Source organism: Bradyrhizobium sp. 179, from assembly GCF_023073535.1.
Lineage (GTDB): Bacteria > Pseudomonadota > Alphaproteobacteria > Rhizobiales > Xanthobacteraceae > Bradyrhizobium.
Window position 1 is genome coordinate 1 of the sequence record NZ_JADPJR010000140.1, and the last position, 13488, is coordinate 13488.

Annotated in this window: 13 protein-coding genes and 1 pseudogene; 11 read left to right on the forward strand and 3 right to left on the reverse strand. The window is 60.1% G+C overall.

Annotated elements, in window-relative coordinates:
• Window positions 1-214: 214 nt before the first annotated feature.
• Window positions 215-505 (reverse strand): hypothetical protein, encoded by a 291-nt coding sequence (locus tag IVB12_RS32605; protein WP_247305747.1) that lies wholly within the window; start codon window positions 503-505, stop codon window positions 215-217.
• A gap of 681 nt (window positions 506-1186) precedes the next feature.
• Between IVB12_RS32605 and IVB12_RS32610 the strand changes: the two are divergent.
• The 3 genes and pseudogenes from IVB12_RS32610 to IVB12_RS32620 all read left to right on the forward strand — a co-directional run bounded on the left by IVB12_RS32610 (window position 1187) and on the right by IVB12_RS32620 (window position 2440).
• A pseudogene (locus IVB12_RS32610) lies at window positions 1187-1964 on the forward strand (ferredoxin--NADP reductase).
• A gap of 3 nt (window positions 1965-1967) precedes the next feature.
• Window positions 1968-2162, forward strand: a complete 195-nt coding sequence (locus IVB12_RS32615) for a hypothetical protein (RefSeq protein WP_247305750.1) — start codon at window positions 1968-1970, stop codon at window positions 2160-2162.
• Between the two features lie 95 nt (window positions 2163-2257).
• The gene (locus IVB12_RS32620) at window positions 2258-2440 is read left to right on the forward strand and encodes a hypothetical protein (RefSeq protein ID WP_247305753.1); all 183 of its coding nucleotides are present in this window, start codon (window positions 2258-2260) and stop codon (window positions 2438-2440) included.
• A 386-nt stretch (window positions 2441-2826) separates the two neighbouring features.
• On the opposite strand, the gene IVB12_RS32625 is transcribed toward IVB12_RS32620, so the two are convergent.
• Window positions 2827-3045, reverse strand: a complete 219-nt coding sequence (locus IVB12_RS32625; RefSeq protein ID WP_247305755.1) for a helix-turn-helix transcriptional regulator — start codon at window positions 3043-3045, stop codon at window positions 2827-2829.
• On the opposite strand from IVB12_RS32625, the gene IVB12_RS32630 reads away from it, so the two are divergent.
• The 3 genes from IVB12_RS32630 (at window position 3011) to IVB12_RS32640 (ending at window position 4501) form a co-directional block, all read left to right on the forward strand.
• Complete coding sequence (locus IVB12_RS32630; RefSeq protein ID WP_247278032.1) at window positions 3011-3307, forward strand: DUF2285 domain-containing protein; 297 nt, start codon at window positions 3011-3013, stop codon at window positions 3305-3307. The genes IVB12_RS32625 and IVB12_RS32630 overlap by 35 nt on opposite strands.
• 123 nt (window positions 3308-3430) lie before the next feature.
• Window positions 3431-3709, forward strand: coding sequence for a helix-turn-helix domain-containing protein (locus tag IVB12_RS32635; protein WP_148742779.1), 279 nt, complete (start codon window positions 3431-3433; stop codon window positions 3707-3709).
• 3 nt (window positions 3710-3712) lie between these two features.
• Entirely contained in the window at window positions 3713-4501 is a 789-nt protein-coding gene (locus tag IVB12_RS32640; RefSeq protein WP_247305759.1) for a replication initiator protein A, read from the forward strand.
• Window positions 4502-5153: 652 nt separating this feature from the next.
• Here IVB12_RS32640 and IVB12_RS32645 read toward each other — a convergent pair.
• On the reverse strand, window positions 5154-6206 hold the full coding sequence (locus IVB12_RS32645) for an IS110 family transposase (protein WP_247305761.1): 1053 nt from the start codon (window positions 6204-6206) through the stop codon (window positions 5154-5156).
• 171 nt (window positions 6207-6377) lie between these two features.
• On the opposite strand from IVB12_RS32645, the gene IVB12_RS32650 reads away from it, so the two are divergent.
• The 5 genes from IVB12_RS32650 (at window position 6378) to IVB12_RS32670 (ending at window position 13480) form a co-directional block, all read left to right on the forward strand.
• Window positions 6378-6842, forward strand: coding sequence for a DUF2840 domain-containing protein (locus IVB12_RS32650; protein ID WP_247305763.1), 465 nt, complete (start codon window positions 6378-6380; stop codon window positions 6840-6842).
• A 41-nt stretch (window positions 6843-6883) separates the two neighbouring features.
• Window positions 6884-7348, forward strand: a complete 465-nt coding sequence (locus IVB12_RS32655; RefSeq protein WP_247305765.1) for a S26 family signal peptidase — start codon at window positions 6884-6886, stop codon at window positions 7346-7348.
• Window positions 7349-7653: 305 nt separating this feature from the next.
• Window positions 7654-8247 (forward strand): lytic transglycosylase domain-containing protein, encoded by a 594-nt coding sequence (locus IVB12_RS32660; protein ID WP_346658361.1) that lies wholly within the window; start codon window positions 7654-7656, stop codon window positions 8245-8247.
• 240 nt (window positions 8248-8487) lie between these two features.
• On the forward strand, window positions 8488-10215 hold the full coding sequence (locus tag IVB12_RS32665) for a VirD2 family relaxase/mobilization nuclease (RefSeq protein ID WP_247305769.1): 1728 nt from the start codon (window positions 8488-8490) through the stop codon (window positions 10213-10215).
• 1285 nt (window positions 10216-11500) lie between these two features.
• Window positions 11501-13480 carry a conjugal transfer protein TraG gene (locus tag IVB12_RS32670; RefSeq protein WP_247305770.1) on the forward strand — a complete coding sequence of 660 codons (1980 nt, stop codon included), beginning with the start codon at window positions 11501-11503 and terminating at the stop codon, window positions 13478-13480.
• The last annotated feature ends 8 nt before the right edge of the window (window positions 13481-13488 follow it).

Below are 13488 nucleotides of genomic sequence, written 5' to 3' on the forward strand. Positions count from 1 at the left end.
CGACTCGTGATTCGACGGAATCCTCAAAAATGAAACTGCAAGCTTTTGGGCCGTCAAAGCCCGAAAGTTTGCAATCCCAAAGACCTTCTCGCCCCGAAAACTGATTCTTGATCAACCGCTTGGAGGTTCTTCACGGACGACTAAGTCCGCACTGATCCAACGATGGATGGCTAAAAGACAGCGCTGGCACGTGCACCTGACCCCGACCAGTTCGTCATGGCTCAACTAGGTCGGGCCTTTCTTCGTTCTCCTCCCGGATAAAAAGATCAGGCGGGCGCAGCGTCGCCGCCCTCCGGGCAGACATCACTTCGTTATTGATCGACACAACGCCCATCCCAAACCGTCCCGATGGAGGAAGTCCGCCGATCACATCCTTCCATTCATCGAACGCTTCTGCCGGTACAATGCCCCGACAAACACAATGTGATGTTGCGATCTTGTCCAGGACAGGACCTTCTATTCCGCCGAACTGCCGCTCGATGCAGACCTTGAAGTCCGTGCCCATGTCTCTTGTGCTTCGGCTTTAGTCCTTGCTTGAGGGGAGGCTGAAAGCACGCGGCTGTCTGCATCGGACCGAGCATGTGCCGTCATGACAAGGCCGCTGTCCGGGAAAGTTCGGGACCATGTGCGGCGTGAAATCCATCGAAGAAGGTGGCCAAGATGCAGGATTTAGCCGTGAACACGCGCCTCATTGCATTAAGCAGAATCGCAGAGTTGTTACAGTCTGCTTCAGCAATCACACGGTCGTAGGAAGCATGTTCAGGGGATTGATATCTCGGCGAATGTCGGAGCGTCGATCCTCGTTGGAGTTCGCGTTCCAGTAGCGTTGGAACCGAGCGCAAGGTCCAGGCGAGATGGAACAGGTGTTTTGTACGAAGCGCTCCACTGAAGCCGAGACACCACACTCACGTGCGAAACGAGATTGTTTGTTCGCAATGTACTATGTTTGTCGGAGCAAATGCGCCCAAATCTGCCATTGCGGCGGCTCGAGAAGGGGCACGGCCACTCGGCCGAGAGTGAGCTGGCAAAGCTAGCCTACCGGCCCGCGTGAACTGGGCAAAAAGTTTATTTGGGGAGGCCGGCGGGCGGAAGAGTAAAGAGATTGGATAATCTACGTGAATGGGCAGCGCCTGCGGATTGATCGCCGCCGGGACGGTGAGATGAGCAAGTTCAGCCAGGAAAAGTACTGAGCGTCCATCACTGGACGGACAATCTCTTCAGCTTCACCACGACCCGGAATCCGTCGTTCTGCTTCCGTAGCGGTGAATTCACGATGATCGGGCGCAAGGTCGACGAGAAGCCGCTGCTGCGGGCCTACAGCCTCGCCAGCGCTCATTACGAGAACCGGTTGGAATTCCTCTCGATCAAGGCACCGGATGGTCCCTTAACCTCGCGTCTGCAGCATCTGAAGGAGGGTGACGAGATCATCGTCAGCCGCACGGCGACGGGGACGCTGGTCATCGATAATCTCGGGGACGGGCGCAATCTGTATCTTATCGGCACCGGCACCGGGCTTGCGCCGTTCCTGAGCGTTATCAAAGATCCTGAAACCTATTTGCGATTCGAGAATGTCGTGCTGCTGCATGGCTGCCGCCGCGTCGCCGAGCTCGCCTATGGCGAGATGATCACGGAAAAACTGCCGTGCGGCGAACTGGTCGGCGACTTCGTGCGCTACCAGCTGATCTACTATCCGACCGTGACGCGCGATTCCTTCTGTAACCGCGGCCGGGCCACCGATCTGATCATTTCAGGCAAGCTGTTCGCGGAGATCGAACTGCCGGAACTGGAGCCGCAGCATGACCGCATCATGATCTGTGGCAGCCCCGGCTTGGTGCGCGATGGCCCGCGAGCTATTGGTGGCGAAGGGGTTTGTCGATGGGGATCAAGGCAAGCCGGCGCAATTCGTGTTCGAAAAAAAGTTCGCAGAACGAAATAGATTCGTCTCGCAGAAGGAGGGCATATGAACCATGACGACAAGTACAAATCGCCATGAAGCATCGACGATGACAGACGAAGAGCGCGAGCTAGAGCGCTGCAAACAAGAAATTCTTCGTCTCACACAGCTGGTTGTGTTTCTCAAGCGGCAGGTAGTGCAGCTTTCTGAAATCGTTTTACGCAACGTCGTAAACAGCGTCGGGGGCGGAAAGTCGGAGCGCTCGTGAGTCTCTGAGCGACGCCGAAGTAGCGCAAACTGTTCGACGCGCCAGCTCGAAAAGTTGGATCTCGTACCTGAACCCAGCAATAGTAGGAAAGGCGAATGATCGTCAGCAAGTATCAGTTCAGGCACGAGCTGCGGCTGTTGATCGACACGCAGATCAGCGCCTCGAGCACGTTCGAAGACTACGTGCTAGTCACACGGGAGCTGGAAGAGGCGAAAAACAGGCTGGAGCTGGACGCTGAGAAACTCCCCGACGAGGAGGTCGACGCTTGTGAATTATAGCGCCGGCCGAGCGCTTAGCACTCGTTGATCAATCCTTGGGCGGACGCTGTGTTGGAATGGTAAAGCCCGCCTTTAGGCAGCCTATTGTGACCATGGTCTTGAAGCCTTAATTTCCGGTCATCATAGAAGAATTGCCGGTTAACGGCTCATAAGCTTGCTCTTTGGTGCGCAGTATAGTCGCGAGATAGGCGCAGTGTGGTCAACGCGCTCCGAAGGAAGCGCGCGAATACCTCTCACACGAGCTTGACTATCCTCCTCGACGCGCCGATATACGCGAACCTGTTTCGATGACGAAGGCGGCGAAGGCTACACCCTAGGCGGAGCTTCGTGTTCAAGTCATGCAGCAACTGCCGGGCAACCGAAACAAGCGTCAAGCTGAGGTCCTTTCATTTTTGCTTCGGCGTCTTGGTTCGCTCTTTGCAGAATTCCTCATCAGGCAACACGAGATCGACGTGGCTAAGGCTTAATGTGCTCGCGAGTTCGAACAGCGTCACTATCGTGGGATTGCGCCGGCCACGCTCTAAATCGCTGATGTATTGCTGAGTAAAGCCGGACGCCTCGGAGATCCGCGTGCACGCTTCACGTCGGTTGTGGCGCGCTATCACCGGCCGCGCCCCAGGACCCCCATTTTATCAGCTTTCGGCGCAGCGACGCGAACGATTGGCCTTCGCTGTGCGCACTCGATGGGCACTTGGCGCTTCTTATCGCGTCATCGCCGAAGTGCTGTTCGGCCGAAAATGCATCCCTGAACGCGGCTGGAAAACCCATGAGCTGCGCAGCCGGACCATCCGCCTGGTGCAGGCCGGCTTGGCTCTGATGCGCGGCGGCTATCGCGCATTACTGCATCCCCCATCTCGCAGGGAGTAGAGCAGGGGTGCCGAAAATCATCGGTCCATCTTCGGCATCCCCTGAGCACTCCTACTCCGTCATGGTGACCGTCGACGCGCGACCGAACCCGGTCGCGCTCCAGACGACCACGGAGCCTCGCAAATGCCCGATCCGAACGCCGGCTTGCCGCCGCGATACCTGCGGACGCCCGAGGCGGCGCGCTTTCTCGGACTGTCCGGTCGCACCCTCGAAAAGCACCGCACCTATGGCACAGGCCCGACGTATCGGAAGCTGGGCGGCCGCGTTGTGTATGCGCTCGAAGACCTGACGGCGTGGGTTGACCGCGGCGCCAAAACGTCCACCAGCGATCCTGGCGCAGGCACAGTCCTGCCCGCGAAACGGCACACGCCGATTCCGTACGCGGGCAAGGAGCGGCGCTGACCTATGCCCGACAGCAACTCAACTGCAGGCGGGAGGCGGCGGTCAGAGCGCGACCAACTCGATCTGTTTCGCGCGCTTCCGGGCAATCTCGCTGCACGGGACGCGCAAGACTTGATGGCGTATCCGTTCTTTTCGCTAGCAAAGTCCAAGCGGATCGTCCCGATCGACTTCCGCTCAGGCACCATCACCATCCGTGTCGAAGCGGTGCCGGAACATGGCCTGGAGCACGATCTGGGACGCGGACGTTCTGATTTGGCTGCCTCACAGATTGTCGATGCCCGTGAGGCCGGGTTGAAAACCTCGCGCCTGATGTCCACCACCCCCTATGACATCCTGACCTTCGTCGGCCGCGGCACCAGCGTACGCGACTACGACCGCCTCAAGGCTGCGCTCGACCGATTGCAATCAGCCAGCGTCATGACCTCAATCCGACAACCGACAGAACGATCGCGGCATCGCTTCTCCTGGAGGAACGAATGGAAACACACAAGCGATGTACACGGGCATGCCCGTGCGATTGAGTTGATCTTACCCGATTGGTTCTACACGGGCGTTCTAAACGAATCGCTCGTGCTGACCATTGATCGCGCGTATTTCGATCTGACCGGTGGACTGGAACGTTGGCTCTATCGCCTCATCCGCAAGCACGGGGGTCATCAGCATAGCGGGCTCATGCACTTGCATGCCAAGTCCGGGAGCCTCACGCCGCTGAAGCACTTCGCCGACGACCGGGCCAAATCGTGCATCATCAGACCTTGCCGAGCTATCGGCTGGCTATCACACACGACCTGAATGGCGAAGAACGATTGAATTTCGCACCCGTCCAGATCGACCCGCCTACGCGGCCATTGCGAAAGCTTGGCCTTATCAGCCCTGCAGGGGATAAGCTGTGAATTCGCTCGTGTTATCAGGGACTGGAAGACTCGTGCCATCGGGCACCCCATCCGCGTGCTACCGGGGACTGAAATCGCACCTAAAACACTGCGACGGCAATCTTCCTTCTTGTCGTGAATCAGTACGTTGTGAACAAGTCGGCCGGGCGTGCAACGAGGATGCCTCATGTGCTCACTCTCTCACGCGCAAAACTTCTCCGCAATGCGATTCTTTCCTCCAACGCACGCGCGCGCACGCGATCGCGCGCAAATCTGCGCGATCGCTGACGTCAACATCATCGCCTGATGCGCGTCACATCCTTTTGCAGCCACTCGCTCGTCGAGGAGAACTTGCTAACATCCGTGGTTGGCACGACGGCCACCACAAGCCGGAATCTGAGGAAAGGGCGGTCAGGCTAACCAGCGCCGTGCGTGATGGCTTCAAACGTCGTCATGAAGCCGCCGGCAAGAAAAGTTGCGATCTCACCCAAATCCCCGTCTCCTCGGGAGACGCTGCTCCGCCGTGGCGGAAGGAGAAGGCGCGCGTGGAAGCGGCCGGGTCGCGAAGGCCCCTACATCGCCGCAGCGACCCGGCCGCGCTTGCCGCCGGCGCCAAACCGGAACGTCGTGCCATCGCTCCAGATCTTGTGCAGCAGCACAGCGAGGGCGCGCGCCACGGCTGTTGCCGCGCGCTTCAAACCCTTCTTCCTGGCGAGCCGCAGGCCCCACAGCCGCAGCTTAAAGTTCTTCGGAATGCGCGTCAGGATCGCGATCGCCGCCTCGTAGAGCATCGCCCGCGTCAGCTCATCGCCGCATTTGGAGATGCGCCCGATGCGGTCGGTCTGCCCGGATTGGTAGCGCGGCGGCGTCAAACCAAAATGCGCGCCGACATTGGTCGACCTCCTGAAGCGCGCCGGATCGTCGACGGTGGCGCGGAACGTCAGCGCCACGAGTGCGCCGACGCCGGGCAGGGTCATCATCCGCCGCACCGCGCTGTCGCGGCGCGCCGCCGCCAGCGCCAAGCGTTGCAGCTTGGCCAGCTGCAGCCGCATCGCGCTTCTAGCGTCGAGCAATGGCGTGACGATCGCCTCCAATTCCTTCTTCCCGGCCGTGATCTCGCGTACCCGCGCGTCAAAATGTCCGACCGAGATCTCGCCGACCTTGAGGCCGAGCGGGCGCAACAGGCCGCGGATCATGTTCTCCATGTCGAGCACCTTGCCGAGCAGCGCCTTGCGCCCGACCAGCAGCGCCCGCAGCGTTTGCGCGCCTTCCGATTTGACATGGACTGCGCGGAACCAGCCGGTCCGCATCATCTGCGCGATGCCCTTGGCATTGTTCCGATCGGTCTTGTTCAGCATCGCGTTCAGCGCCGCCTTGGCATGCCAGGTCTCGATGCAGATCACGGGGAGGCCCTTTTCGGAAAGCGCCGTGAACAGCCAGGCGCTGTACGAGAACGCTTCCAGGCCGTGGATTCCGCATTCCACCAAGAACAGCTCGATCGCGTCCGGATCGGTCTTGAGTGTCGCTTCCTGGACGACGTTGCCGTCGCCGTCCACCACGCAAACATTCGTTGCCTGGAGCGACACGTCGAGCCCTGCATAAATTCCGTCGTTCCTCTCTACCATCATTCTCCGCCGGAACGCGCCGCCCGTTCCGTTCCCGGATTATCGCGAAGCAACCGATCCATGCAAGCGTCATTACAGCCGTCCTACCGACGCAAAGGCTCCTCGCACGATGCGTCGGTGATAGCCATTCTCGGCGCGTCCAAATCCCTCTCAACAATATGGAGCAGTCAGGTGAGCGACCTCACAACTGTTGAGCTCTTGTGGCTCGAGAAGCGCATCGAAAATCGAATCCGGTTCGGTAAACCTGCATCAGAGAAGATCGTTGATCATCACCGGCGCATTCTCTCGTTTTTGCCCGGCAAAATCTTCGCGTTCGTGCGCTGGACGTCCAACGACTTCGGAACCGTCCTGTCTCGGATCGACATTTTACGCGCGGTCGCGCCAGGCCAGCGATACTCAACCGTGCCTTGGGTCAGTCCCGGCGGCGAAAGCCTGCTGCGATTAGCTGGTTGGCCAAAGGTCGAACGCGTTCTCCAGTTGATCGGCTCCGTAGAGTCACTGGGCATCGATCCTGCCGATGCGGCCCCCGAGTATTGGCATCACGCCCACAACCGACTTTCTGTCAACGAAAAGCCACGAGCTTATACCCGTGCACGCCACCAAGCGTGGCTCCATCGGCGTAGGTTGGCACTCTGATGGGACGGTTGGGGAACATTCTTGCGATGTGTGGGGCCACAATGCTCGCGCTCTGGCCAGTCAACAACACCTCACCATTGTACATCTGGAATGCCTCGGACAGCGTGCCGATCGGAGTCTATCGCCTGCAAGAGGCCGGACCATTGCACGTTACTGAGCTCGTGGCGGTTCGAACTCCAGACCCGCTCGCGACTTTTCTCGATCTCAACGGCTATTTGCCAAGCGGCCTTCCAATGCTCAAGCGTGTGCTGGCGTTGCCCGGCCAAACCGTCTGCAGAACGGGCCTCGCAATCATCGTCGACAGCATACACGTGGGTGAGGCAAGCGAGCGCGATCGTCGCGGCCGTCCGTTGCCGGTCTGGCAGGGTTGCCGGGTCATTGCTGAGGGCGAAGTGTTTCTCATGAACTGGCAGTCGGCGGACTCACTAGACGGCCGATATTTCGGACCCCTGCCGAGATCGGCCGTCATTGGGCGAGCGCTCCCGGTGTGGACCAGAGAGAAGTGACAATGCCGGCTCTCCCCTGTTGGCTTGTCATTTCTCCATACGGCCGTTCGCAACATCGTTGCTCCGTCTCGGCCAGCTTCTTGAGAATCGGCGCGAATTGCCCCAGGATCAGGCGGCCTCAAGGCCGGCTGGGAGAAACTTTATACTTGGCGGCAGTCCGCACAATGCGATGTGGGGCCACTGCTTGCTTTTTGGAAGTTCTGCTGACGTTCGGACCGACCTCGAGCGCCAGAGCGGAGGTCGCATCGCGGGCACCAGCTGCGCACTCCATAACCCTGCCTCGTAGCATTGCATACGCCGCGTTCGTGACCGAAGCCTCCCACCGGTTCGCGATCCCGGAGCGTTGGATCGATGCCGTGATGCAGGTCGAAAGTGGCGGTAATGCGCACGCAATATCGCCTCGAGGAGCGCTCGGGCTGATGCAAATCATGCCCGCGACCTGGGTCGAACTGAGCGCTCGTCACGATCTCGGTATCGATCCGTTTGATCCGCACGACAATATTATAGCTGGGGCAGCGTACATTCGCGAGATGCTCGACCGGTTCGGATCGGGAGGGTTTCTTGCAGCCTACAATGCGGGACCGAAGCGGTATGACGAGCATTTGACGACAGGTCGATCGCTTCCAGAAGAAACGCAAACATATGTAGCCAGACTCGCAGCATTGATCGGAGTTGAGCAACGCAACAGCCGTGGTTCGGCCGCCAGACGCGTCGTCCTGTGGCAGCAAGCTCCAGTTTTTGTTGAGCGATCTGGCAGCTCGTCCGCTGCCGACAACTTTGCATCAGGAGTGCGCACAATGAATCCGTCGAAGGCAGCGCCTAAAGCTGTTGCCCGTGCACTTGTACCTCGCGCGAGGGGGCTGTTTTGGCATCGATCAATCAAGGTGCAGTCTCCATGATAGCAATCGGATTTGGTCGCAAGGCCTCGAAGGTTCTCGCATGTTTGAGAATGGCCGGCAGAGAGCGGGGGGAGCCGACCGCCGAGGGCAGGATAAAAGCCGCAAGGTGCGGCCGGTCGGTTGTGCGAGAAAGTGTACGGATTTCAATGATCCACTAAACATTGCGGCGACTAGGAGCAAAGTTCAGCTTTCCCCAAGGCGCTGTTCTTACACGGTTTTCGATGCCTTGCGGCGGCCGGAATGACGCGCGACGATGATCTTCGGATCCGTCCCGGCCGTATCCGTTCCACGCGCGCGCCCCGGACAAAGCCGTTTCTGGCGCAGGTACTCACAGCCGCTCAGAAGGCCGGGGGCCTCTCGCAAGGCAAGGATGGCCACGGCCGTAAGTTTGGACGCGGCCGCGCCGCGAGCATCGCTGCTTCACGGCTCCTCAACGCCCGCGGCCGCGGCGCTATGGTCAAGGCGCGGGTGGTACGGCGGATGCGTTCGCCGGGCGCGTTGCGCGGCCATATCGGTTACCTGCAGCGCGACGGAGTCACTCGCGACGGCGCTCCCGGCAAACTATTCGACGCTGCGGGGGATGTTGCGGACGGTCGCGCGTTCGTCACGCGTTGCGAGGGTGACCGCCATCATTTTAGGTTCATCGTCTCGCCTGATGATGCTGGTGAACTTGCCAGCCTGCGTAGCTTCACTCGGGAGCTGATGGACCAAGCCTCGCGCGACCTTGGCACACGGCTTGACTGGGTCGCGGTCGACCATTGGAATACCGAGCATCCGCACATTCACATCCTCGTGCGGGGCCGTACCGATGACGGTGCCGACCTCGTCATCAGCCGCGATTATATCGCTATGGGCTTACGCGCCCGCGCCAGCGACCTTGTCACGCGCGAACTTGGCCCTCGTTCGGAGCTCGAGATCCGCCAGAGCCTTGAGGCGGACACGACAGCCGAACGCTGGACCAGGCTCGATCGGACGCTTGCCCGGGAAGCGGGGATGGCGGACGGCGTTATCGATTTTAGGTTCGAGCGGGATGCCGAGCGCGATCCATTGCGGGAAATTCGCATCGGGCGGATGCGGACGCTCGAGCGGCTCGGCTTGGCGGAACCTGCCGGCCCCGCGGTCTGGGTTCTGGCCGCCGATGCGGAGGCGAGGTTGCGCGCGCTGGGTGAGCGCGATGACATCATCAAGCGGCTGCACAAAACCCTCACGCGAGACGGCGCCAGCCGCACCCCCGCATCCTGGGCACTGGAGGGCGAAACTCAAGGCGAACCGATCGTTGGCCGTCTCATCGCGCGCGGGCTTGATGACGAGCTGAAGGGCACAGCTTTTGCAATCGTCGATGGGATTGACGGGCGCGTGCATCACGTGAAGCTTCCTGACGTTGAGGCGGCCGGCGATGGGCCGATCGGTGGGATTGTGGAACTGCGCCGGTTTGCGGACGCCCGTGGTCGCACACGGATTGCGCTCGCGGTTCGCTCGGAGCTCGTCCTGGACCAGCAGGTCGCGGCGGATGGTGCAACGTGGCTAGACCGGCAGCTCGTTGCGCGAAATCCTGCCGAGCTCTCGCGCAATGCGTTTGGCGCGGAGGTTCGTGCAGCACTTGAACGGCGCATCGATGTTTTGGCCGACCAAGGGCTCGCCCAGCGCGATGGTAACAAGGTCCGGCTAAGCCGCAACCTGATCGAAACCCTCCGCGATCGCGAACTCGACGTCGTCACACGACGTCTCATGAAGGAAACGGGGCTTCCGCACTCGTCATCTGATGTAGGTGAGCAGATTTCGGGGGTTTATCGTCGACGCCTGTCACTGGCCTCGGGGCGCTTCGCGATGATCGACAACGGCCTCGGGTTTCAGCTTGTGCCCTGGTCGCCTTCGCTCGAGCGGGAGTTGGGAAAACAGGTCAGCGGCATCGCCGGTCCAGGCAGCGTCGACTGGGACTTCGGTCGCAAGCGCGGCCTATCGCTTTGACCTGAGGCGATGGCGCTGCACTGCGCCCAATTGCAGGGCAGGAAAGACTTGGTTGCCTCGCGTCGACTGTCAAGGCGGAAAAATGGGAGAGGAGCGATAGTGAGCAGCGAATAGCGAATGGAGGGTCCACCGTTCTGGAACTATCTCTTCATCGCCTCCGGGTTCGCTCGACCTTGGTGGCGCTCGATCATCGACTGGACCCAGCTGTGTGGAAAAATGCGCCGTTCACCCTTAGGTCGCTGAGACTCTCAACGGCTAAATCGCACAGCAGAACCCTTCGAATCTAGATGGCCATCCCGTGTAGCGGAAACGGCATGGGGCCTTCGATCTTTAAGTGATCGGAAGGTGTCTGGCTGTGGCATGATGGCGGTGACGATACTTCCTTGCGTGCTGGTCTCGGATGCCGATGGCCAGATGCTCTGCAGAAGACTCCGGCGCTTCGCCCACCGACCCCAGAGTCCAGTTTGCTGGACTCAGTTGTGGGCGTGTCATCGAGCGGGCGAATAGCGATTTCAACCTGCTCGATTTTGATCCGGAGGCATTCGCGCGAGGTTATCCGCGTAGGCAGGCCGGCGAGCAATCGGAGAGCTCCGAGCCCGCAAGCTGGCTTTGACAGCGGATAGCCGAAGGGCAACCCGATTCGCGCAATGAAGATTTGGCAAACGCCAGTTCGCCTGTCCCGGCTCCCAGAGAGACCGCAACAGCTGACGTACAACATCCGAGCATCTGGCTGGCCAAGGCATCAACAGTCGACCGGCTGGAGGAGGACTCGCTCGACACGATGTGCGGGAGTATCTAGATGACCGTCGGCCCGGCAGTGTCGTCCCATCGGAAATAAGCTCCTGCCGGGGACGCTCCCCGCATGATTCTTGTACTCCAGGACCCCCGCCTCCCGCCGATTTAATCCGGGAACGCTCACCTCGTCGATAACGCGTTGTGGCACGCCGCACCTCTCTTGATCGCGCGCACTTACGGAGAGCTTAGGCCAGACGCGAGCTAGCCTTCCGGACATCTATAACCCGGAGCCTCGCTTCGCGAAGGCCGGCCGGTTCGCCTCGAGCGGCAGCACGGTACGAGTTGATTGTCTCATCATCCAAGCGCCTATCACGCGAAGCTGCTTGGGACGGTGCTTTGAGGCGGCCTGTTCCACGCGAGGGATCTTTTTGGGCCCAAACGCGGCTTGCCAATCTGACCCGCCGATCCCTTCGCCAGGGCGCGCGCGACTACGAGAAGCATAAGCCTCTGATTGTAGCCAACAGGTCGATTGTGTCGATATCGGCAGGCCATGTTTGCGACAAAAATCATCTGGCATCAGCTGATCCTGGTTTGCCTAATCGCGTTCACCTTCGTGTGGGCCGCGACCGAATGGACTGCTTGTCAGCTTGCGTTCCAGCCGCAGCTTGGACCGGCCTGGTTCAGATTAGGCACCTGGTCCGTCTACCAGCCGTTTGCCTTCTTCATCTGGTGGTTTGAATTCGACGCTTACGCGCCCACGATATTCCTCCAGGGGGGCGCCATTGCCGGGAGCGGTGGGATCGCGGCAGTCGCCGCAGCAATGATGCTTTCGGTCTTGCGCGCGCATGAGGCTCGCGATGTCACGACTTACGGATCAGCGCGTTGGGCCGATACGCGCGAAGTCAAACGGGCGGGGTTGCTAGGCAACGATGGCCTTGTGCTCGGGCGTTTCGATGGTCGATATCTTCGCCATGATGGGCCTGAGCACGTGCTCTGCTTTGCGCCTACCCGTTCGGGCAAGGGAGTCGGCCTTGTCGTTCCGACTCTTTTGACCTGGCCGCGTTCGGTGATCGTCCACGATATCAAGGGCGAGAATTTCCAGTTGACCTCGGGGTGGCGCGCGCACCTTGGAGATGTACTCTTGTTCGACCCGACCAACGCAGCAAGCGCGGCCTACAATCCCCTTCTTGAGATTCGCCGTGGTGATTGCGAAGTACGAGACGCGCAAAATGTCGCGGATATCCTAGTCGATCCCGAAGGGGCGCTCGAGCGGCGCAATCATTGGGAAAAAACCAGCCATTCTCTGCTCGTCGGCGCTATCCTGCATGTCCTCTACGCTGAAGCTGACAAGACACTTGCCGGGGTTGCCAGATTTCTTTCGGACCCGTGCCGCCCGATCGTGGCCACGCTGAATGCGATGCTTGCGACTCCCCATCTTGGTGATCACGTTCATCCCGTCGTCGCTTCAGCTGCGCGAGAGCTGCTCAACAAGAGCGAAAACGAGCGGTCGGGCGTGCTGTCGACCACCATGAGCTTCTTGGGCCTTTATCGCGATCCGGTCGTCGCTAAGGTCACCGCGCGGAGCGATTGGCGCATTCGCGATCTCGTCGACAGACAGAAGCCCGTTTCACTCTATCTCGTCGTGCCGCCATCCGACATCGTCCGCACCAAACCCCTGATGCGGCTCATCCTCAACCAGATCGGACGGCGCCTGACCGAGAGCCTGGATCCCGACCGGCGCCGTCAAAAGCTCCTACTGATGCTCGATGAGTTTGCAGCCCTTGGCCGCCTCGATTTTTTCGAGAGCCAGCTTGCCTTCATGGCGGGCTATGGCATTCGCAGTTTCCTGATCACTCAGAGCTTGAATCAATTAGAACGTGCCTATGGGCCGAACCACGCGATTCTCGACAATTGTCACATCCGGATCGCCTTCTCCACAAATGACGAGCGCACCGCTAAGCGCGTCTCGGATGCTCTGGGGACCGCAACCGAACTGCGCGCCATGAAAAACTATGCCGGGCATCGCTTAAGCCCCTGGCTTGGACACTTGATGGTGAGCCGCCAAGAGACGTCCCGTCCGCTCCTGACGCCCGGCGAAGTCATGCAGCTCTCATCGAAAGAGGCGATTGTGATGGTGTCGGGCCTCCATCCGCTGCGTGCCACTAAGGTTCGTTACTATGAGGACCCGCAATTTCAGAAGCGAATCGTCAAGCCCGCTGAAACAGGAACAATTCTCTTGTCCTCGCGCCCAAATGAAGACTGGTCAGGGCACCCAACCCCTGCGCCCTCGACCGAACTGCTTGCGCCTCGGCAGCAAAAGCGTGGCGATCCGAATGGAGGGCTGCGGCGCGAGCCAGAATTGCCGCAGCACGAGGAGATCGAAATCAAGGCACCGCTCGCGGAACATGAGTTCGATGCTGGTCCCGATGAGCCCGACGCAGATGCTGTCCAGGCACAAGCGCTTAGCCGCGCAATGCAGGGATTAGCGCGCGCGACCAGCCTCGACCCTGACGATGGCATGGACCTCTGAGTGGGCAA

Coding starts and splice junctions, on each gene's coding strand:
- IVB12_RS32645 (WP_247305761.1), bottom strand. CDS start 6,206: ATGGTAGAGAGGAACGACGGAATTTATGCAGGGCTCGACGTGTCGCTC.
- IVB12_RS32605 (WP_247305747.1), bottom strand. CDS start 505: ATGGGCACGGACTTCAAGGTCTGCATCGAGCGGCAGTTCGGCGGAATA.
- IVB12_RS32635 (WP_148742779.1), top strand. CDS start 3,431: ATGCCCGATCCGAACGCCGGCTTGCCGCCGCGATACCTGCGGACGCCC.
- IVB12_RS32665 (WP_247305769.1), top strand. CDS start 8,488: ATGACGCGCGACGATGATCTTCGGATCCGTCCCGGCCGTATCCGTTCC.
- IVB12_RS32655 (WP_247305765.1), top strand. CDS start 6,884: ATGCTCGCGCTCTGGCCAGTCAACAACACCTCACCATTGTACATCTGG.
- IVB12_RS32670 (WP_247305770.1), top strand. CDS start 11,501: ATGTTTGCGACAAAAATCATCTGGCATCAGCTGATCCTGGTTTGCCTA.
- IVB12_RS32620 (WP_247305753.1), top strand. CDS start 2,258: ATGATCGTCAGCAAGTATCAGTTCAGGCACGAGCTGCGGCTGTTGATC.
- IVB12_RS32615 (WP_247305750.1), top strand. CDS start 1,968: ATGACGACAAGTACAAATCGCCATGAAGCATCGACGATGACAGACGAA.
- IVB12_RS32640 (WP_247305759.1), top strand. CDS start 3,713: ATGCCCGACAGCAACTCAACTGCAGGCGGGAGGCGGCGGTCAGAGCGC.